Raw genomic sequence first — 20283 nt, forward strand, 5'->3', positions numbered from 1 at the left:
TCGGTTTTCAACCACCAGCGCGCTGTTGCCCCTTTCTCAGGAGCTGCCCGGCGTGTCCGGCCCGACGGGGCCGGACACGCCGAAGCGAGCCTGAGAAAGGGCGAGGGAGCCGGTGGTGACGGTGCGGCCTAGCGCTCGATCTTGTCGAGGTGGAGCATCGCGGCGAGGTTCTTGTCGAGCTCGTCGTCCTGGAAGACCTTCTTCCAGTCGTCCTTGATGATGGCGCCGCGGCCGTAGTCCATCGCGATGAGGCACGCGTCGGAGAACGGGTTGTCACCCTTGAGCGAGTTCGCGAGCGCGACCTGCGTGTGACCGAGGAGGATCGCGCGAGCGGCCGGCTCCGGGACACCCATGGTGTTGACGGCCTCGTCCAGCGACTCCTTGAGGAGTGCGCCGATCATGCAGGCGATGGTCTCGACGAGCGTCGGCTCCAGCTGTGCGAGCTGCTTCACGGTGACCCAGTGCACCTCGCCGACGGGCGCGAAGATCGCGCGGACGACGGCCTCGACCTGCGCCTGCTTCGCGGCGTCGTCGGACTCGATCGCGGCGATCGCGTCCTGGAGGGCGGCGATGCCACCGAAGGTGTCCGCGTACTCCTCGGGCGTGTGACGCTCGACGAACACCGACGGGTGACACGGGTGCGTGACCGCCTGGATGACGTCGTCACGACGCGTGAGGAGACCGGCGTAGGCGGCCGCAGGGTCCAGCGTGAGCAGCACCGCGCCCGACTTCATGAGCGGGACGACACCGGCGGACACGGCCTTGAGGGCGAGGTCCGGGACGGCGAGGATGACGACGTCGGCGTCCGTGACGGCCGCATCGGTCTCGGTCAGCACACGACCGGTCGCGGTGACGCGCTCCTGGCCGGCGGGCGAGACCTCGCTGTAGAAGACGTTGTGGCTGGTCTTCACGAGGTTGTTGGAGACGCGCATGCCCATCTTGCCGCCAGCGCCGATGACGGCGATGGTGAGCTGGTCCGCGACGGTGTTGGTGTCGGTCATGATCTTCCTTCTCTCAGGTACTGCAGGTTGTGTGCGGTCCACGTGCGCTCGAGTTCGATCGTCTCCGTGATGGAGTCGCCGAGCGGGAGCCAGTGTTCGATGATCTGGTTGATGCCGCGGTCGTCGGGCTGCACGACGGCCACGAGAGCGGCGTAGTCGAGCAGGCCGGTGCCGAGCGGCGCACCCTCGAGGGTGAAACCGACCCAGCCGCCACGGCGGGTGAATGCGAAGTCCTTCACGTGGATGTTGCGCACGTGAGGGGCGGTGCGGGCGATGACGTCGCTCGGGTGTTCGAGGCGCGCGACGGTGTTCGCGGGGTCCAGGCAGATGCCGAGGTTCGGGTGGTCGACGGCGGTCACGAGCTCGACGAGTTCCTGCGACGACAGCTGCTCGTACGTCTCGAGGGCGATCGTGACGCCGGCAGCTGCGAACGCCGGGAGCACCTGGCGAAGACGCTCGACGGCTTCGGCGTGCGTCGGGCGGTCGTCGCCCGAGGTCACCATGCTGCGGAGCAGGGTCGCACCGAGCAGCGTCGCGATGTGGAGGAACTTCTCCAGGTGCGGGACCGCGATCCCCTTCGTGCCGAGTTCCAGCGCGACGCCGCGTTCGCGGGCGACCTCGGCGACCCGTCGCAGCTCGTCGTCCGACATCGTCTCGATGCGGCTGTCGTCGCAGATCTGGAACAGCTCGACGCCGGCGTCCGCAGTGCGCTCGACCATGCCGATCACGTCGAGGCGTTCAGGCGCGAGTTCCGAGCCCTCCCAGAAGAAGGTGTACGTTCCGAAGCCGATCACGCTTGGCCCTCCGATCCCTGAGCCTGTCGAAGGGTTTCATCGAGCACGGCCTCGAGGGCGGCGACGTCGTGGGCGAAACGTCCGAGGAACACGCCGTCGACGTCGTCGCCGAGAGCCGTGAGCAGACCGGGGCCCGCACTGCCGCCGTAGATCACCGAACTGCCGACACGGTCGGCGCGTGAGGCGATCGCGTCCTTGAGGATCGCTCCGACGGCCCGCACGTACGCGGGTTCGGCGGGCTCGGCCGCACCGATCGCCCACACGGGCTCGTACGCGACGATGACCGCGCCGGCGACGGTGTCCGCGAGCGCCGAGTCGAGTTGCCGCAGGCACTCGGCCGCTGCCGCTTCGGGGCTGACCCGTTCCAGCTCGCCGATGCAGAGGACGGGCGAGATGCCGTTGCGGAGGGCGGCGGCTGCCTTCGCGGCGACGACCTCATCGGTCTCACCGAAGAGCGAGCGACGCTCGGCGTGCCCGACCTCGGCCACCGCGACGCCCACCTCAGCGAGCTCCGGGCCGCCCACCTCACCGGTGAACGCACCACGGTCCGCGCTCGCGAGGTCCTGCGCGCCGACGAGCACACCGGTGCCGTCGAGCGCTGCGACGGACTGCACGATCGACAGGTAGCCGGGGATCACGAACAGCTGCACGCGGCCGTCGACGATCGCCGGGTGACGACGCGCAAGCGCACCGACCTGGCCGATCCAGTCGAGCGTCTGCGCGTGCCCGAAGTACATCTTCAAGCTCACGCCGACCACGCGCTGCGCGGCGGAGGAGGACGGGGAGGTCATCAGCAGGAGCCCGTTGCCTCGTACTCGCCGATGACGGCGACCTTCTCGGCACTCGCGCTGGTCTCGTCGAAGCGGTAGGTCAGCCACTCGCGGACGAGGCGGCGGGCGAGCTCGATGCCGATCACACGCTGACCCATGGTGAGCACCTGGGCGTTGTTGCTGAGGACGCCGCGCTCGACGGAGAAGCTGTCGTGGGCCGTGACGGCGCGGATGCCCTCGACCTTGTTGGCTGCGATGGCGACGCCGAGGCCGGTGCCGCAGAAGAGGAGGGCGCGGTCGGCTTTTCCGGCGGCGACGAGTTCGGCGGCGGCGATCGCGACGCGCGGGTAGGCGGTGTGGCCGTCAGCATCGACGCCGACGTCCTGGACGGAGGCGACGCCGTCGTTCTGCTCGAGGTCGCGCTTGACGATCTCCTTGTAGTCGAACCCGGCGTCATCCGAGCCGATGACGATGCGCAGCTGATCGGTCATTGCTGATCTCCTTCGTAGGTGGTGCTTCGGTGGTGAATGCTGTGCGGGCGGCGCTTCAGACGCTCAGCGCGGGCACGATCGCCGTCACGATGAGACCGAACGAGTACGCTCCCGCGTCAACCGTGCCGAGGCTCTTCTCGGCGTGCGGGCGGGCGCGGCCCATCTTCGGCAGCAGGTTCGCGGTATCGGCCGCGGCGGTGCGTGCCGCCTCGGCGGCGTTCGTCCACGCGGCGACGAGGTCGGCTCCCGCTGCCACGTCCGCGCTGAGCGTCGTGGTGAAGGGGACGAGCGCGTCGACCATGGTCTTCTGTCCGACCTCGGCCTTCCCGAAGGCCATGATGCCGTCGACCGCGGCCTGGACGCCGGCGGCGACATCGGAGCGGGTCGGCGCCTCTTCGTCGCCGAGCGCGGTGCCGACGGAACGCAGCGCGACGCCCCACAGGGCACCCGAGGTGCCGCCGGCGCGGTCGGCCCAGGCGTCGGCCGCGAGGTGCAGGACGGTGCGGGCGCCGGCTCCGGCCTCTGCGGCGGCGTGGGCTGCGGCGACCGCGGCACGGGCTCCGCGCTGCATCCCGATGCCGTGGTCGCCGTCTCCGGCGATGGCGTCGATGCGGCCCAGCTCGTCGACGTTGGTGTCGATGACGTCACCGAGGGCGTCGAGCGCTCCGACGACGACCGCTGCTGCCTCGCGGGAGGCTGGGCTCGACGCGGGGATGACGGCGGCGAGCTCGGCGACGATGTCCGCAGGGTCCAGCTGTTCGGCGGCTCCGACGACTCCCTTGCGGTAGGCGGGGGTGTCGGCACCGGCGAGCCAGAAGCCTTCGAGCTCCTCGTCCAACCAGAAGAGGGTGAGCGAGACGCCGGCCATGTCGAAACTCGTGACGAGCTCGCCGACCTCCGGGTCGACGATCTCGACACCGGCGGCCTCGAGCTGAGCTGAGACCGCGCGGTAGACGACGAACAGCTCCTCGTACTTCACCGAACCCAGGCCGTTGAGGATGACGCCGACGCGGGCACCGTCCGCTTCGGTCACGCCGTCGGGCAGTTCGGCGAGGAGGGAGGAGACGAGCAGGGCGGCGAGTTCGTCGGCGGTCGGGACGTCGGTCTCGTCGATGCCGGGCTCACCGTGGATGCCCATGCCGACGGCCATGCGGCCCTCGGCGACGGTGAAGAGCGGTTCGGTCGCCCCGGGGAGTGTGCACCCGCTGAAGGCGACGCCGAAGGAGCGAGTGCGCTCGTTGGCGTGGGTCGCGACGCGCACGACCTCGTCCAGCGGGTAGCCGGCCTCGGCTGCTGCAGCGGCCGACTTGAAGACGGTGAGATCACCGGCGATCCCGCGACGCTTGTGCTTCTCAGCGATCGGGGCGCTCGAGATGTCGTCGGTGACCGCGACGCTTCGGGTCGGGATGCCCGCAGCGTTCAGGGCGTCCTGTGCCTGGGTGAAGTGGAGGACGTCGCCCGCGTAGTTGCCGTAGCTGAGGAGGACGCCGCCGCCGCGCTGGGCGGACTTCGCGACGGATTCGACCTGGTGCGCGGAGGGGGATGCGAAGAGGTTGCCCATCGCCGCCCCGTGAGCGAGACCCTGGCCGACGATGCCGCCGAACGCCGGGTAGTGGCCGGAGCCGCCGCCGATGACGAGCGCGACGGTGCCTTCGGGGGTCTTGGTGCTGCGGACCACACCACCGACCACGCGACGGACCTGCTTGCTGTTGGCAGCGACGAAGCCGTCGATCATCTCGTCGGCGAAGTCGGCCGGATCGTTGAAGAGGCGGGTCATCGGGAGTCCTTCGTGAGAAACGGCCGTCGGTGGCCGGTGGAGCGTGGAGCGTGGATTGGGGCGGACGGGGCGACGCGCATCACCCCGTCCGGGCGCGGGTCAGGAGTGCGCTGCGACGTCCTCGACCGAGGCGTTGAGCCGCTGCGAGCTCTTCTGCTTCGAGAGGATGAGCATGAGCACCGCTGAGAGCAGCATGAAACCGCCCACGATGAACATCGGCACGATGTACTGCGGGGTGTCCCCGACCTTGGTGAGGTCGGCGACGGCACCCGTGATGTACGGCGCGGAGAATCCGGCCAGGTTGCCGACGGTGTTGATGAGCGCGATTCCCGCTGCGGCTGCTGCACCGGTGAGGAACTGCGTGGGCAGCGTCCAGAAGTTCGGCAGCGCGGCGAAGATCGCCATGGCGGTGATCGCGATGATCGCGATGGTGAGGGCGGGCGAGTTCGCGAACAGCGCGAGCGGGATGCTGACGGCACCGACGAGCGCGGGGATCACGATGTGCCAGGTCTTCAGGCCACGACGCGTCGCGTCACGCGACCAGAAGTAGAGCGCGATGGCAGCCGGCACGTACGGGATGGCCGTGATGAGACCCTTCTGCATGACGTCGAACTCGACACCGAAGGACTCCTGGAAGCCGGCGATGATCGTCGGCAGGAAGAAGCCGAGCGCGTAGAGGCCGTAGATGAAGCCGAAGTAGATGAAGGCGAGCATCCAGACGCGGCCGCTCTTGAACGCGTGCTTGATGCTGACGTGGCCCTGCTTCTGCTCGGTCGTCGCCTTCTCGTGGGCGAGTGCCGCCGTGAGCCAGGTCTGCTCCTCGGGGGTGAGCCACTTGGCCTCGGAGGGACGGTCCTTGAGGTAGAACCAGGCGATGACACCGATGATGATCGCGGGGAGACCGACACCGAGGAACATGAAGCGCCAGCCCTCGAGGCCGAAGAACACACCGTGCTGGCCGATGAGCCAGCCGGCGAGCGGGGCGCCGATGACGGTGGTGAGGGGCTGCGCCAGGTAGAACAGCGCGAGGATCTTGCTGCGGTGCTTCGCCGGGACCCAGAGGCTCAGGAAGAGGATCGCGCCCGGGAAGAAGCCGGCCTCGGCGACACCGAGGATGAAGCGCAGGATGGCGAGCTGTTCGAAGTTCGCGACCCAGGTGAAGAGGACCGCGACGATGCCCCAGGACACCATGATGCGCGACAGCCAGCGGCGGGCGCCGAACTTGTTGAGCGCCAGGTTGCTCGGGACCTCGAGCAGGATGTAGCCGATGAAGAACACGCCCGACGCGAAGCCGAACTGAGCCGCGGAGAGGGCCAGGTCGTCGTTCATGCCGTTCGGGGCGGCGAACCCGATCGCGGTGCGGTCGAGGTAGTTGATGAAGAACATCAGGGCCACGAACGGTACGAGGCGAATCGATACCTTCCGGATGGCCGAGCGCTCAACGGCCGGGTTGGCCGCGGGTGCTGTGGTGTCCACTGTGACTCCTTGGGTGGGCGGCGTCGGCGCCGCGTGCAGGGCTGGTCCGTTCCGGACCCGGGATGACGATACATCAACCGGTTGACCAATTCAAGCGACCAGTAGGCCTGGATACATGACCGAGCCCGGTAGCCCTCGACAAACACCCGACGAGCACTGACATCGCGGGATGATCAGGGCACGCCGCGGGAGACGGCACGAACCCCTGGCGGGAGCCGACGAACCGTGGCACGCTCTCGGTACCCAGTGCGAGACGGAGAGCATCATGACCACTGCCGCTGACCTCATGACCGACGACCCCGCCGCCATCACCCCTGCCGACACGCTCGTCGAGACCGCGGAGTTCATGCGCGACCTCGACTCCGGCGTCCTGCCCGTCATCGACGACGACGGGTACCTCATCGGCGTCATCACCGAACGCGACATCGTGGTCCACGCCATCGCGAAGGGCTTCGACCCCGGGACGACCCTCGTCGACGTGCTCGGCTTCCAGGTCGTCTACACCGTCAGCCGGGAGACCGACCTCGACTCGATCCGATCCCTGATGCAGCGTCGCCGGGTCCGCGAGTTGCCGGTCGTGGATGACGGCGGTTTCCTCGTCGGCATGATCTCCTTGCGCGACGTCGCGGCGCACACCGCCGACGCGCTCACGCGCATGCTCACGACCGTGCTGTCCGAGTAGCACAAGCGGCGGCTGGCGCGGAGGGAACCGGTCGGCCACCGCGCTACAGTGAATGCATGCCAGCGTTCCCGGATCGGCCGACCGACGAGATCTCGTCCGCGCTCCGCCCGGTCGCCGTCGGCTCGGCCGTTTCAGCGGTCGCGAAGCGCCTGCTCGACCACTTCACGAGCGGCGACATCGCGCCGGGCACCCGTCTCCCACCGGAGCGCCAGCTCGCGGCATCACTGGGCATCGGCCGCTCTGCGGTGCGCGAGGCCCTCGCCGCCCTGGAGATCCTCGGCGTCGTCGACGTCCGCCCCGGCAGCGGCACGTACCTGCGCGGCAGCGTCTCCGAACTCCTCCCGGAGACGCTCAGCTGGGGGCTCATGCTCGGCGAACCCCGCACGCGCGAGCTCATCGAGGTGCGCGGTCAGCTCGAGGTGTTCGCCGCCGGACTCGCCGCGACGCGCATGGACGACATGGCGCGCAACCGCCTCCGCAACCACCTCACCGCGATGCGCGAAGCGGGCGACAACCGCAACAAGTTCATCGAGGCCGACCTCAAGTTCCACCTGGAACTGGCTTCCAGCACCGGCAACCGCGTCCTCTCAGACCTCCTGCAGAGCATCCGGTCGCTCCTGCGCATCTGGGTCGAACGCGGCATCCACGCCGACGAGGACGCCCAGCGTGCCTTCGAGGAGCACGAGGCCGTCTACGAGGCGATCCTCTCCGGCGACCCCTCCGCCGCCAGCGCCGCGATGCAGCACCACATGGACACCGCGACCGAGCGCCTCAACCGCACGCTCACCGCATAGGCCCCACGCCGCAGCAGGTCATCCGCGCGACGGCAGGACGTTCCGCGGCGGCGTGTCCTGCTGTCGGGCACATCTCCTGCTGGCCACGGGAGCGGCACACCCGCACGGACCCGTGGTGTCACTATCTTGGTGGCATGAACTCCCGGACTGCCGCGATCCTCTACCGACTCGTGTTCGCCGTGCTCTCGCTCACCGCCGTGTTCGTGCAGTTCTTCGCGGTGACGGTGGCGGGCGGCCTCAGCGTCTTCAACTTCTTCTGCTATTTCACCAACCTGTCCAACCTGATGATCTCGGCCGTGTTCATCATCAGTGCCGTGCGGCTCATCGTCGGCCGCACGGATCCGTCGGATTCGGACGTCGCGATCCGCGGCGGCGCGGTCGTCTACATCGTGTTCGTCGGCGTCGTCTTCAACACGATCCTTGCGGACGGCGACGTCGGTGCGGTCATCCCCTGGGTGAACACCGTCGTCCACATCATCGTGCCGATCGCCGGCCTCGCCGACTGGATCATCTGGGCGCCACGACGTCGACTCCCGTTCAGCGTCACCCTCTGGTGGATGATCTGGCCCGTCGTCTACTCGCTGTTCTCGCTCATCCGCGGGGCGATCGACGGCTTCTACCCCTACCCGTTCTACAACCCGGAGCGGTCGGGCGGCTACGGCGGTGTCGCGCTCTGGTGCCTCGCGCTCATCGTCGGGTTCTTCGTGCTCGCGAACGTCGTGCGCTGGGTGGGCAACCTGCGGCACCGCACGCTCGAACCCGCCAGCTGATCGCAGGAGTTCCGCGCGGCGACAGGCCCCTCGTGCACTGTCGGTCCTGCTGCGGGGCGATGCTCCTGCTGCCGAGCGGTGTGGCTACAGCGGGCGACCGAGCAGGCCGGACAGGAACGCGCGGAGCTCGTCGGCCATGTCGACTGATTCCGGCGCGAGCAGCCACTGCACCTGCAGGCCGTCCATGAGCGCGATGGTCATCGACGCGGCGCTGTGCGCGGAGAACCCCTCATGCACCTCGCCGCGCTCGACGAGTAGTCCGAAGGTCCGCTCGAGGCGCCCACGGGTGGACGCGTAGCGCCGCACGAAGTAGTCGTGAGCCGGGTGATCGGGCGACGTCCCCTCCGCCGATAGCGTGCAGTAGAGCGCGACCACACCAGGGATGGAAGCGTTGTACCTGGCCAGGTCGACCAACCCCCGAAGGGTCGCGATCGGGTCGTCGCCGTCCATCGGCACGAGCCGCCCGGCGTGGTCGTCGCGGTGGGCGAGGACGGCCGACAGCAGGGTGCTCTTGTTCGGGAAGTGGTGCAGCAGACCCGCCTCGCTCATGCCCACATGAGCGGCCACTTCACGGAGGGATCCGGCCCGGTATCCGCCGTTCGCGAAGACCGCCAGGGCAGCATCGAGGATCGCCAGACGCTTCATGCCCGTTTTCGCATACGAGCCGCGCGGCTTCCCCTGCGCCTTGCTCGCGGTGTTCGCGGTGTTCGCGACTGCCATCGGACGACCTCCCCCTTCGGACGGCTTCACGATATCGCGCTCGTCGTCGAACGCCGCGGCCTGGTCGTGATCCAACTGTGACAGAGCGGAAAACAAAAAGCTAGTAGGTACTCGGGTTTCGTGCTAGCGTCCTCAATCACCAGCGATCCGATGAGGGATTGCTCACAGCGAATAGGACAAAGATGTTCCGATGGAAGACGACCGCAGCCGTCGCGGTCACCGCTGCTGCACTCGTGCTCACCGGATGCTCCGGTAGCACCTCCGGTTCCGACAGCGGCTCCGGCGGCACCCTGATTCTCGGCGCGATCACCGCCCCGACCACGTTCGACCCGGCCGGCTCCGAATGGGGCAACCGCTCGGCGTACTACCAGGCCGTGTTCGACACGCTCCTGGTCGCCACCGCCGACGGCGAGATCGAGCCATCGCTCGCCACCGAGTGGTCCTACAACGACGACAACACGGTCCTCACCCTGAAGATCCGCGACGACGTCACCTTCACCGACAAGTCCAAGCTCACCGCAGACGTCGTCAAGCAGAACCTCGAGCGTTTCAAGACCGGCACCTCCCCCGACGCCGGCTACTTCGCAGGCGTCGCATCGGTCGAGGCTCCGGACGACACCACCGTCGTCATCACGCTGTCGGCTCCCGACCCCGCCATGCTGAACTACCTCACCCGCGACCCGGGCCTCATCGGCAGCGCCGAGAACTTCGACAGCCCCGACCTCGCAACCACCCCTGTCGGCTCCGGTCCGTACATCATCGACACGGCCGCGACCGTCACCGGGACGAGCTACTCCTTCACCAAGAACCCCGACTACTGGAACAAGGACTGGCAGCACTACGACAAGCTGACGATCAACGTCCTCCAGGACGCGACCGCAGGTCTCAACGCCATCAAGGCCGGCGAGGCGAACGGTGTGAAGCTCGCGAGCAACGACAACCTCGCCGAGGTCGAAGGCGCCGGCTGGACCGTCAACGCCAACGAGCTCGACTTCCAGGGCATGCTGCTCCTCGACCGCGCAGGCACGATGAACCCGGCCCTCGCCGACGTCAAGGTCCGCCAGGCGATCAACTACGCGTTCGACCGCCCCGCACTCCTCAAGGCGCTGCAGAACGACAACGGCACGGTCACCGGTCAGGTGTTCCCGGAGAGCTCGCCCGCGTTCGACAAGTCGCTCGACGACCGCTACGGCTACGACCCCGAGAAGGCCAAGGAGCTCCTCGCCGAGGCAGGCTACGCCGACGGCTTCACGCTCGCCATGCCGTCGTCCCCGGTGCTCGGTGCCACGACGTACACGCTCATCTCCCAGCAGCTCGCCGACATCGGCATCACCGCTGAGTACACCGACCCTGGCAACAACTTCATCGCCGACCTCCTGGCACCGAAGTACGCCGCCTCGTTCATGGCACTCGAGCAGAACCCCGACTGGCAGCTGATCCAGTTCATGATCGCCCCGAACGCCGTGTTCAACCCCTTCAAGTACGACGACCCGAAGGTCGACGAGCTGATCAAGCAGATCCAGTACGGCGATGAGGAGACGCAGGGCAAGGTCGCCAAGGAGCTCAACACGTACATCGTCGAGCAGGCCTGGTTCGCACCCTTCTACCGCGTGCAGGGCAGCTTCGCGACGGACGCCAACACGACCGTCAAGATGATCCCGACGAACGCCTACCCGTCGCTGTACGACATCCAGCCGAAGTAGCCCTGCCGGCAGTCGCACCATTCCCGGCCCACCCGAGCGCCTCGCGCTCGGGTGGGCCGGCCCCAACACCCCTTCGTTCACCCACTTCCTGGAGTGACCCATGCTCGGATTCATCCTCAGACGCCTGGTTTCCGGTGTCGTCCTCATCTTCGTGATCTCCGTGATCGCGTACACCCTCCTCTATCTCGGCGGCGGCGACATCGCCCGTCGCATCCTCGGTCAGAGCGCCACGGCTGAGACCGTCGCCAAGAAGGCGACCGAACTCGGGCTCGACCGCCCACTGCCCGTGCAGTACATCGACTGGCTCACCTCGGCCTTCCAGGGCGACCTCGGCCGCTCCTGGTTCACCGGTCAGCTCGTCGCGACGGGCGTCACCAGCCGACTCGCCGTCACCCTCTCGATCGTGATCGGCGCGACGATCATCGCCGCGATCGTCTCGGTCATCCTCGGTGTCCTCGCAGCCCGTCGCGGTGGATGGATCGACAATGTCGTCCAGTTCATCTCCGTCATCGGCTTCGCGATCCCCAACTTCCTCATCGCCCTCGTGCTCGTGATCACCTTCGCGATCAACCTGCGGCTGTTCAAAGCGACCGGGTACATCCCGATCACCACGTCGTTCTCCGGCTGGGTCGCCTCGGTGACGCTCCCGATCATCGCGCTGGCCATCGGCGCCATCGCGACCGTGTCGCAGCAGGTGCGAGGTTCCGTCATCGACGCGATGTCGAAGGACTACGTCCGGACACTCCGCAGCCGCGGCCTCGGCACCAACCGGGTCGTCTACAAGCACGTGCTCCGCAACGCCGGCGGACCCGCTCTCGCCGTCCTGGGCGTCCAGTTCATCGGCCTCCTCGGTGGCGCCGTCATCATCGAGCAGATCTTCGCCCTTCCGGGCATCGGCCAGCTCGCCGTCCAGGCGACGAGCTCGGGTGACATCCCGATCGTCATGGGCGTCGTCATCGCGACAGCGATCATGGTCGTCATCGTCAATCTGCTTCTCGACCTCGCGCAGGCTGCGCTCAACCCGAAGGTGCGACTGTCATGACCGCCATCGAAACCCCGATCACCGTCCCGACGCCGCAGGTGCGCGTCAACCTGCTGCGACGACTGCTCAAGCGACCGATCGGTGCGATCGCGCTCGGGTTCCTCACCATCGTGGCCGTCATCGCCGCCATCGGACCGCTCATCGCACCGAAGGACCCCAACCTCGCCTCGTTGCAGCTCGTCCTCGCCCCGCCGAGCGGCGACCACCCGCTCGGCGCCGACAGCGCCGGCCGCGACGTGCTCTCGCGACTGCTCGCCGCGACGCAGATCAGTATCGCCGCCGCCCTCGTCGCCCTCGTCGTCGCGATCGTCATCGGCGTCATCGCCGGTCTGATCGCCGGCTACTACCAGGGCTGGTTCGACGCCGTGTCCTCCTGGTTCGCAGGGCTGATCATGGCGTTGCCCGGGATCGTCGTCCTCCTCGCCGCCCGCGCCGTCCTCGGCCCGTCCGTGTGGATCTCCATGGCGATCTTCGGCATCCTGCTCTCCCCGGCCTACTTCAGGCTCGTCTACGCCGCGGTCACCGCGGTGCGCTCGGAGCTGTACGTCGACGCCGCCCGCGTCTCCGGCCTGAGCGACCCGCGCATCATCGCGAAGCACATCCTGTCGGTCGTCCGCGCGCCGATCATCATCCAGTCCGCCATCGTGGCGGGCATCGCGATCGCGATCCAGTCCGGCCTGGAGTTCCTCGGCCTCGGCGACCTCTCGGTGCCGACCTGGGGTTCAATGCTCAACGACGGCTTCACGAACATCTACAAGGCGCCGCTGCTGATGGTCTGGCCGTCGCTCGCGATCGCCCTCACCTGCATCGCCCTCACCCTGCTCGCCAACGCCATGCGCGACGAGCTGGAGCGCACCGTCACGGTCCGTCGCCGCAAGCGCAAGATCGTCACCACCTCGAAGACCGGCTCGAACACGATCGTCACCCAGTCGATCAGCACGTCGGGCATCTCCGAGGACGAGATCGTCGGCGTCCCACCGATCCGTCACGACGACGACGCCCGCGCCGCCGTCCGTGAAGGCGGGCTGGTCCTCAGCGTCCGCGACCTCCGGGTCGGCTACGACAAGGAGGGCGGCAAGGTCACCGAGGTCGTCCACGGCGTCGACCTCGACATCCGGAAGGGCGAGGTCCACGGCCTCATCGGCGAGTCGGGCTCCGGCAAGACGCAGACGGCGTGGGGCGTCCTCGGGCTCCTCCCGCGCGGCGGTCGCGTCACCGACGGCACGATCAGCTACGAGGGGACGCGCCTCGACACGCTGGGCGAACGCGAGTACACGGCCATCCGCGGTCGCCGCATCGGCTACATCCCGCAGGAGCCCATGTCGAACCTCGACCCCGCGTTCACGATCGGCAGCCAGCTCACCGAACCGCTCCGCGTCGGCCTCGGCCTGAGCAAGAAGGAGGCGACCGCGAAAGCGCTCGCACTGCTCGACCGGGTGGGCATCCCCAACCCGAAGCGCACCTTCGACGCCTACCCGCACGAGATCTCGGGCGGTATGGCTCAGCGCGTCCTCATCGCCGGAGCCGTGTCCACCGACCCCGACCTGATCATCGCCGACGAGCCCACCACGGCTCTCGACGTGACGGTGCAGGCCGAGGTCCTCGACCTGCTGCGCGACCTGCAGGCCGAACGCCACATGGCCATGCTGCTCGTGACGCACAACTTCGGCGTGGTCGCAGACCTCTGCGACCGCGTCTCGGTCATGCAGAACGGCCTGATCGTCGAGACCGGACCGGTCCGCGCGATCTTCAACGACGCGAAGCACCCGTACACGCAGTCGCTGCTCGGCGCGATCCTCGACGAGGGTCCTGCGCGTCCGGCGCTCGCAACCGAACCGGCAGGAGAGACCCGATGACGAAGTCACTGCTCGAGGTCGAGGACCTCGAAGTCGAATACCCGGGCAAGGGGTTCCGCGCCCAGCCCTTCAAGGCCCTCAAGGGTGTGTCGATCGACATCAAGCCCGGCGAGACCGTCGGCCTGGTCGGCGAGTCCGGCTCCGGCAAGACCACCCTCGGTCGCGCCGTGCTCGGGCTCGCCCCGGTCACCGGCGGCAGCATCCGCTACCGCGAGCAGGAGATCGGTCACCTGAAGCGCAAGGAGCGCAGGGCCCTCAGCTCGGAGATCCAGGTCGTCTTCCAGGACCCGTACTCGTCGCTGAACCCCTCGCTCACGATCGAGCAGATCCTCACCGAACCGCTCACCGTGCGCGGCGTCTCCGGGGCGGATGCGCGCAAGCGTGTCGGTACCCTGCTCGACCAGGTGCAGCTGCCCACCGGAGCCGCCTCCCGTCTCCCCCGTGAGTTCTCGGGTGGTCAGCGCCAGCGCATCGCCATCGCCCGGGCCCTCGCGCTCGACCCGAAGCTCATCGTCTGCGACGAGCCGGTGTCGGCGCTCGACCTGTCGACGCAGGCCCGGGTGCTCGACCTGTTCATCGACATCCAGGAGCAGACGGGCGTCGCCTACCTCTTCATCTCGCACGACCTCGCGGTCGTCCGGCACATCAGCCACCGCGTGGCCGTGATGTACCACGGTGAGATCGTGGAGTCCGGCGACGGCGACCAGGTCACGGCCCGCCCGCAGCACCCGTACACGCAGCGGTTGTTCATGGCTGCGCCCATCCCGGACCCCGACCGCCAGGAGGACCGGCGCGTCGAGCGACGCCGCCTCATCGACGAGCAGAAGGCCGCGGAGACCGCCGCCTGATCCTCGATCACCACGACCGCCCGGTCGGCCAGGGCCAGGAACCAGGCCGGCCGGGCGCACCATCGCTCCACCACAGCACGAGCACCGCCGCCCGTCCTCCGCCCGGCGCCTCGATCCCCACCGCGCCGCGAGCGCAGAACGGACACCCCGTCATGACGATCACCTCCCCCAAGCACGCGGCGCCGGCGCGCACCGTGGATCTCGCGGCCATCGACGGCCTCGTCGCACGCCTCGACCTCGAGGAGAAGGTCGCGCTCGTGTCGGGCGCCGACTTCTGGACCACGGTCCCTCTGGAGAAGATCGGGCTCCGAGCCATGGTCCTCTCCGACGGCCCCGCCGGCGTCCGCGGGCCGGTGTGGGACGAGCGCTCCCCCTCCATCAACCTCCCGTCGGCCACCGCCCTCGCGTCCTCATGGGACCCGGCGCTGGCGTACCGCTACGGTGCGGTCGCCGCTGCAGAGGCCCGCCGCAAGGGCGTCGACGTCGTCCTCGGCCCGACCATCAACCTGCACCGTTCACCCCTCGGCGGCCGCCACTTCGAAGCGTTCAGCGAGGACCCCGAGCTCACCGGCACGCTCGCCAGCGCGTACGTCAGCGGGCTCCAGGACAACGGTGTCGCTGCGACCCCGAAGCACTACGTCGCCAACGACTCGGAGACCGACCGCTTCACCGTCGACGTCCACGCCAGCGCGCGTGCCCTCCGCGAGCTCTACCTCGCACCCTTCGAGCGCACCGTCACGGAGGCGGGCACCTGGGCGATCATGAGCGCCTACAACTCCGTGGACGGCGTCACCATGAGTGAGAACGACCTCCTCGAGACACCGCTCAACTCCGAGTGGGGCTTCGACGGCGTCGTCGTGAGCGACTGGACCGGCGTCCGCAGCCTCGGCTCGGCCACCGCATCACAGGACCTCGCGATGCCGGGCCCGGCTCCCGCGTGGAGCGAGCAGTTGGTCGCCGCCGTGCGCGACGGCAGTGTCCCCGAGGCCGACGTCGACCGCAAGGTCGCCCGTCTCCTCGCACTCGCCGTCCGTGTCGGCGCCCTCGGCGAGGAGGCGCTCGCGCCGGCGACGGTCGACGGCATCGGCTTCTCCCGCGAGGCCGAGACCGAAGGCATCGTGCTCCTCACCAACGACGGGACCCTCCCGCTCGAAGCCGCAGCACTCGGCCGTATCGCCGTCATCGGCCACAACGCCCGCGATGCCCGAACCCAGGGCGGCGGCAGCGCGACGGTCCTCCCGGAGCACACCGTCAGCCCGCTCGAGGGGCTGCGGGCCGCACTCCCCGGCGCGACCATCGACTACGCGGTCGGAGCGATCGTGCAGGAGGGCGTCGCCGAGCTGCCCCTCGACCGCCTCACCAACCCGCGCACCGGTGGGCCCGGCCTCGTGTCGACCTTCCTCGACGCCGACGGCGGCGAGCTGTTCACCGAGGACCGGTTGTCCACCTCGCTCGTCTGGTTCGGCGGCGACGCCCCGGTCGGTACCGCCGCCCAGCTCGTCCTCACCACCACCTACACGCCCGACGCGACGGAGCAGCTCCGCCTCGGCTTCGCGACCGCCAACCACGGTCGCCTCTTCGTGGACGGCGTGCTCCTCGTCGACGAACAGCCCGTCGTCACCGGCACCGACCTGGGCGCAGCTCTCCTCGCACCGCCCTCCGCCACGGGTGCCTTCGCAGCCACCGAAGGGGTCGCCGTCGAACTGCGCGCCGAGTTCGACCTGGTGGCGACGGAGAACGGGCTGAGCGCGGTCAGTGTCACCGTCGGCCGTGCGCCCGACGACTCCGACCCGGACGCCCTCATCGCGCAGGCGGTCGATGCGGCGCGCGCTGCGGACGTCGCCGTCGTGGTCGTCGGCACCAACTCGCAAGTCGAGTCGGAGGGCTGGGACCGCAGCGACCTCACACTGCCGGGCCGACAGGACGAACTCGTCCGTGCCGTCGCCGCCGCGAACCCGCGCACGGTCGTCGTCGTCAACTCCGGCGCGCCCGTGCTCCTGCCGTGGAGCGAGGACGTCGCGGCGGTCCTGCTCGGCTGGTTCGGCGGTCAGGAGATGGGCAACGCCCTCGCCGACGTCCTGCTCGGCGCCGTCGAGCCGGGTGGTCGTCTGAGCACCACGTGGGCAGCTGCGCTCGACGACGTCCCCGTCCGGGGCGTCACCCCGCAGGACGGCGTCCTCCGCTACGACGAGGGCATCCACATCGGCTATCGCGCCTGGCTCCGAGCGGGCGCGACGCCGGCGTTCTGGTTCGGTCACGGCCTCGGGTACACGAGCTGGAGCATCGGGGGCAGCAGCCTCGACGGCGACGTCGCCACCGGCACCGCGCGCCTCCACGGCTCCGCGACGAACACCGGCGACCGCGCTGGCAAGCACGTGGTGCAGGTCTACGCCGAGCGCAACGACTCCGCCGTCGACCGTCCGGTGCGCTGGCTCGTCGGGTCCGCCGTCGTCCGTGCGGCGGCCGGCGCGACCACCGACTGGGAGGTCGCCCTCCCGGCGCGGGTCTTCGCGCACTGGTCCGACGGCTGGCAGGTCGAAGCCGGTGACTACGCGGTCCGTGTCGGCAGCTCGGTCGCCGACCTCGCTGAGGGCGTCGTCGTGACCGTCGCCGAGGGAACCGACCGATGAGCACGGGCGCGGCAGCAGGATCCGCCGAGGCTCGCATCGCGGGCTTGCGGGCGGAACTGCGCGACGACCGGCCGGCCGTCGCGACCCCACTGCCGCGCCTCAGCTGGACCGTCCAGACGCCGGGCACCGACTGGGTGCAGGCGTGGGCCGAACTCCGGAGCGACGGCGAGACCGTGCGCCTCGAGGGCCGCGACTCCGTGCTCGTCGCGTGGCCGTTCGCGCCACTGTCGGCAGACGACGTCCGCACCGTCGAGGTCCGAGCGGCGTCGACGACCGGCGAGGCCACGCCGTGGAGTGCGCCACTCAGCGTCGAAGCCGCGTTCCTCTCCGAGGGCGACTGGCGGGCCGAGTTCATCGGGCTCGCGTCGCCCCTGCGCGCCGCGCAGCCCGTCCGACTCCGTCGGTCCTTCACCGTCGATCGGCCGGTACGCCGCGCCCGCCTGTACTGGACGGCCCTCGGCGCCGCTGCGCCGCAGCTCAACGGCACACCCGTCGACGACGACGTGCTGGCTCCGGGCTGGACCGCCTACCGCGACCGCCTCGTCCACGAGACGGTCGACGTCACCGTCCACCTCGTCGACGGCGAGAACGTCATCGGCGTCGACCTCGCCGGCGCCTGGTACACCGAGAAGTACGGCTTCTTCCAGTTCGCCGACCGCGTCTACGGCGATCAGCCGTCCTTCGCCGCGCAGCTCCGACTCGACTACCTCGACGGGACCAGCGAGACGATCGTCACCGACGCGACGTGGTCCGCCTCCGACGGCGCCGAGCACGTCGACAGCGGCATCTACGCGGGCGAGACCATCGACGCCACCCTCGCCGAACCAGCCTGGGCGACCGCCGGTTTCGACGCCTCGGCGTGGCCCCCGGCCCGCATCGACGAGACCGCGACACCGACTCCGGAAGCGCGCATCGCTCCGCCGGTGCGCCGTATCGAGGAGCGGGCTGTCGAGGCCGTCTTCACCTCACCCTCGGGCGGCACCATCCTCGACTTCGGACAGAACCTCGTCGGCCGACTCCGCCTCACGGTCACCGGTCCTCGTGGGACGCAGCTCACGCTCCGTCACGCCGAGGTGCTCGACGCCGGCGAACTCGCCCTCCGCCCACTCCGCAACGCGGCGGCCACCGACCGCATCACCCTCGCCGGCACCGGCGAGGAGACCTTCGAACCCCGCTTCACCTTCCACGGGTTCCGCTACGCCCAGATCGACGGCTGGCCGGGCGAGTTCGACCCGTCCGCGGTGCGAGCCGTCGTCCTCCACAGCGACCTGACGCGCACCGGATGGTTCTCCTCCTCGCACGAGCTGCTCGACCGACTGCACGAGAACGTCGTGTGGGGCATGCGCGGCAACTTCCTCAGCATCCCGACCGACTGCCCGCAGCGCGACGAACGCCTCGGCTGGACGGGTGACCTGCAGGTCTTCGCGCCGACCGCCAGCTTCCTCTACGACAGCGCCGGCTTCCTCGACTCCTGGCTCCGCGACCTCGCCCTCGAACAGCAGCACCGCGACGGCATCGTGCCGATGGTCGTGCCGTCGGTCCTCCCCGGGTTCGGCGGTGGCGCCCCCACCGCGGCCTGGGGCGATGCGGCCACGGTCGTGCCATGGGTGCTCCACGAACGCTACGGCGACGTCGACATCCTGCGCGACCAGTACCCGTCGATGCGCTCCTGGGTGGAGGCGGTCCTGCGCGTCAGCACGGAGGGCCTCTGGTCGAACACCTTCCAGCTCGGCGACTGGCTCGACCCGAGCGCGCCGGCCGACCAACCGGCGAAGGCGAGGGTCGACTCGGACATCGTCGCGAGCGCATACCTCGCCCGGTCGCTCCGCATCCTGGCCGACACCGCCGCGCTCATCGGCGAGACGGACGACGCGGCGCGCTATGACGGGCTTGCCGAGAGCAGCCGTGCCGCATTCGTCGCGGAGTACGTGACCCCGGCCGGCCGCATGATGTCCGACGCCCCGACCGCCTATGCGCTCGCACTCCGCTTCGACCTCGTGACCGATGTGCGCATGCGCGACCGTCTGGCCACCCGCCTCGCCGAACTCGTCCGCGCCGACGGCTATCGCATCGGCACCGGCTTCGTCGGCACGCCGCTCATCACCGATGCGCTCGCCGACGGCGGCCGGCTCCGGGAGGCCGGACGCCTGCTGCTCCAGACCGAGAACCCGTCGTGGCTCTCACCCGTCACCAAGGGAGCGACGACGATCTGGGAGCGCTGGGACAGCCTGCTCGAGGACGGCTCCGTGAACCCGGGTGAGATGACATCGTTCAACCACTACGCGCTGGGCGCTGTCGCGGACTGGATGCACCGCACCGTCGCCGGGCTCGCCCCCGCAGCCCCTGGGTACCGCGAAGTGCGGATCGCCCCACGGCCGATCGCCGGGCTGGACCACGCCCAGGCCCGCCATCTCACGCCGTACGGGCTCGCGTCCGTCGGCTGGCGACGTGACGGGTCGACCGTGCACGTCATCGCCGAGGTGCCGGCGAACACGACCGCGACCGTCGCCCTGCCCGGTGCCGCCGAGTTCACGGTGGGTTCCGGGTCGCACGGGTGGAGCTTCGCAGACGCGGTCGACCACGTGTCCTCGGTCTCGTACGGCCTCGACTCGACCCTCGCCGAGATCATCGACGAACCCGCGGCGTACGAGGCGCTGCTCGCGGCGGTCGCGAAGCACGATCCGGGCAAGGCCGACGAGATCCGGCGCGGCACCACGTGGAGCGCCGGACGACGGGTGGACCAGCTGCTCATGTTCGTCTCGCCGGCCCTCTCGTCCGAGGTGGCGACGGCCCTCGCCGCAGTGGGTTCTCGGGAGCCGGAAGTCGCTCACTGACCACCGGCGGACCGTTTCACGTGCAACACTCCCACCGCCTGCTCCACCCGTTCCTCTCGTACCATTCGTTTCACCGCGCAGAACAGCGCCGGGCA

General features: G+C 69.4%; 16 protein-coding genes. 9 read left to right on the forward strand and 7 right to left on the reverse strand.

Going from position 1 to position 20283, the window contains the following annotated elements:
• Nucleotides 1–128: 128 nt before the first annotated feature.
• The 6 genes from KXS11_RS11045 to KXS11_RS11070 form a co-directional block, all read right to left on the reverse strand.
• Entirely contained in the window at nt 129–1001 is an 873-nt protein-coding gene (locus KXS11_RS11045; protein ID WP_437385633.1) for a phosphogluconate dehydrogenase C-terminal domain-containing protein, read from the reverse strand.
• Nucleotides 998–1795 (reverse strand): sugar phosphate isomerase/epimerase family protein, encoded by a 798-nt coding sequence (locus KXS11_RS11050; RefSeq protein ID WP_437385634.1) that lies wholly within the window; start codon nt 1793–1795, stop codon nt 998–1000. The genes KXS11_RS11045 and KXS11_RS11050 overlap by 4 nt, the downstream gene beginning before the upstream one ends.
• A complete protein-coding gene (locus KXS11_RS11055) occupies nt 1792–2586 on the reverse strand; it encodes a triose-phosphate isomerase family protein (RefSeq protein ID WP_437385635.1) in 795 nt (264 codons plus the stop codon). Before KXS11_RS11055 ends, KXS11_RS11050 begins: the two co-directional genes overlap by 4 nt.
• On the reverse strand, nt 2586–3056 hold the full coding sequence (locus KXS11_RS11060; protein WP_437385636.1) for a ribose-5-phosphate isomerase: 471 nt from the start codon (nt 3054–3056) through the stop codon (nt 2586–2588). The genes KXS11_RS11055 and KXS11_RS11060 overlap by 1 nt, the downstream gene beginning before the upstream one ends.
• A 55-nt stretch (nt 3057–3111) precedes the next feature.
• A complete protein-coding gene (locus KXS11_RS11065) occupies nt 3112–4833 on the reverse strand; it encodes a dihydroxyacetone kinase family protein (protein ID WP_437385637.1) in 1722 nt (573 codons plus the stop codon).
• Between the two features lie 99 nt (nt 4834–4932).
• Complete coding sequence (locus KXS11_RS11070) at nt 4933–6309, reverse strand: MFS transporter (RefSeq protein ID WP_437385638.1); 1377 nt, start codon at nt 6307–6309, stop codon at nt 4933–4935.
• A gap of 265 nt (nt 6310–6574) precedes the next feature.
• On the opposite strand from KXS11_RS11070, the gene KXS11_RS11075 reads away from it, so the two are divergent.
• From KXS11_RS11075 to KXS11_RS11085, 3 genes are all read left to right on the forward strand, one after another.
• On the forward strand, nt 6575–6991 hold the full coding sequence (locus KXS11_RS11075) for a CBS domain-containing protein (protein ID WP_437385639.1): 417 nt from the start codon (nt 6575–6577) through the stop codon (nt 6989–6991).
• Nucleotides 6992–7047: 56 nt separating this feature from the next.
• Complete coding sequence (locus KXS11_RS11080) at nt 7048–7785, forward strand: FadR/GntR family transcriptional regulator (protein WP_437385640.1); 738 nt, start codon at nt 7048–7050, stop codon at nt 7783–7785.
• A 134-nt stretch (nt 7786–7919) separates the two neighbouring features.
• The gene (locus KXS11_RS11085) at nt 7920–8555 is read left to right on the forward strand and encodes a Pr6Pr family membrane protein (protein ID WP_437385641.1); all 636 of its coding nucleotides are present in this window, start codon (nt 7920–7922) and stop codon (nt 8553–8555) included.
• An 84-nt stretch (nt 8556–8639) separates the two neighbouring features.
• Here the strand turns inward: KXS11_RS11085 and KXS11_RS11090 are convergent, their stop codons facing one another.
• Nucleotides 8640–9275 (reverse strand): TetR/AcrR family transcriptional regulator, encoded by a 636-nt coding sequence (locus KXS11_RS11090; RefSeq protein ID WP_437385642.1) that lies wholly within the window; start codon nt 9273–9275, stop codon nt 8640–8642.
• 182 nt (nt 9276–9457) lie between these two features.
• Between KXS11_RS11090 and KXS11_RS11095 the strand changes: the two genes are divergently transcribed.
• The 6 genes from KXS11_RS11095 (at nt 9458) to KXS11_RS11120 (ending at nt 20188) form a co-directional block, all read left to right on the forward strand.
• The gene (locus tag KXS11_RS11095; RefSeq protein WP_437385643.1) at nt 9458–10978 is read left to right on the forward strand and encodes an ABC transporter substrate-binding protein; all 1521 of its coding nucleotides are present in this window, start codon (nt 9458–9460) and stop codon (nt 10976–10978) included.
• A gap of 100 nt (nt 10979–11078) precedes the next feature.
• Entirely contained in the window at nt 11079–12020 is a 942-nt protein-coding gene (locus KXS11_RS11100; protein ID WP_437385644.1) for an ABC transporter permease, read from the forward strand.
• Nucleotides 12017–13876 carry a dipeptide/oligopeptide/nickel ABC transporter permease/ATP-binding protein gene (locus tag KXS11_RS11105; protein ID WP_437385645.1) on the forward strand — a complete coding sequence of 620 codons (1860 nt, stop codon included), beginning with the start codon at nt 12017–12019 and terminating at the stop codon, nt 13874–13876. Before KXS11_RS11100 ends, KXS11_RS11105 begins: the two co-directional genes overlap by 4 nt.
• On the forward strand, nt 13873–14724 hold the full coding sequence (locus KXS11_RS11110) for an ATP-binding cassette domain-containing protein (RefSeq protein WP_437385646.1): 852 nt from the start codon (nt 13873–13875) through the stop codon (nt 14722–14724). The genes KXS11_RS11105 and KXS11_RS11110 overlap by 4 nt, the downstream gene beginning before the upstream one ends.
• Before the next feature lie 152 nt (nt 14725–14876).
• Entirely contained in the window at nt 14877–17354 is a 2478-nt protein-coding gene (locus tag KXS11_RS11115; RefSeq protein WP_437385647.1) for a beta-glucosidase, read from the forward strand.
• Nucleotides 17351–20188: a family 78 glycoside hydrolase catalytic domain gene (locus KXS11_RS11120; RefSeq protein WP_437385648.1), complete on the forward strand. Its 2838-nt coding sequence runs from the start codon at nt 17351–17353 to the stop codon at nt 20186–20188. The genes KXS11_RS11115 and KXS11_RS11120 overlap by 4 nt, the downstream gene beginning before the upstream one ends.
• The last annotated feature ends 95 nt before the right edge of the window (nt 20189–20283 follow it).

The sequence above is a fragment of the Plantibacter flavus genome, from assembly GCF_051487245.1.
Taxonomy (GTDB): Bacteria; Actinomycetota; Actinomycetes; order Actinomycetales; family Microbacteriaceae; genus Plantibacter; species Plantibacter flavus_B.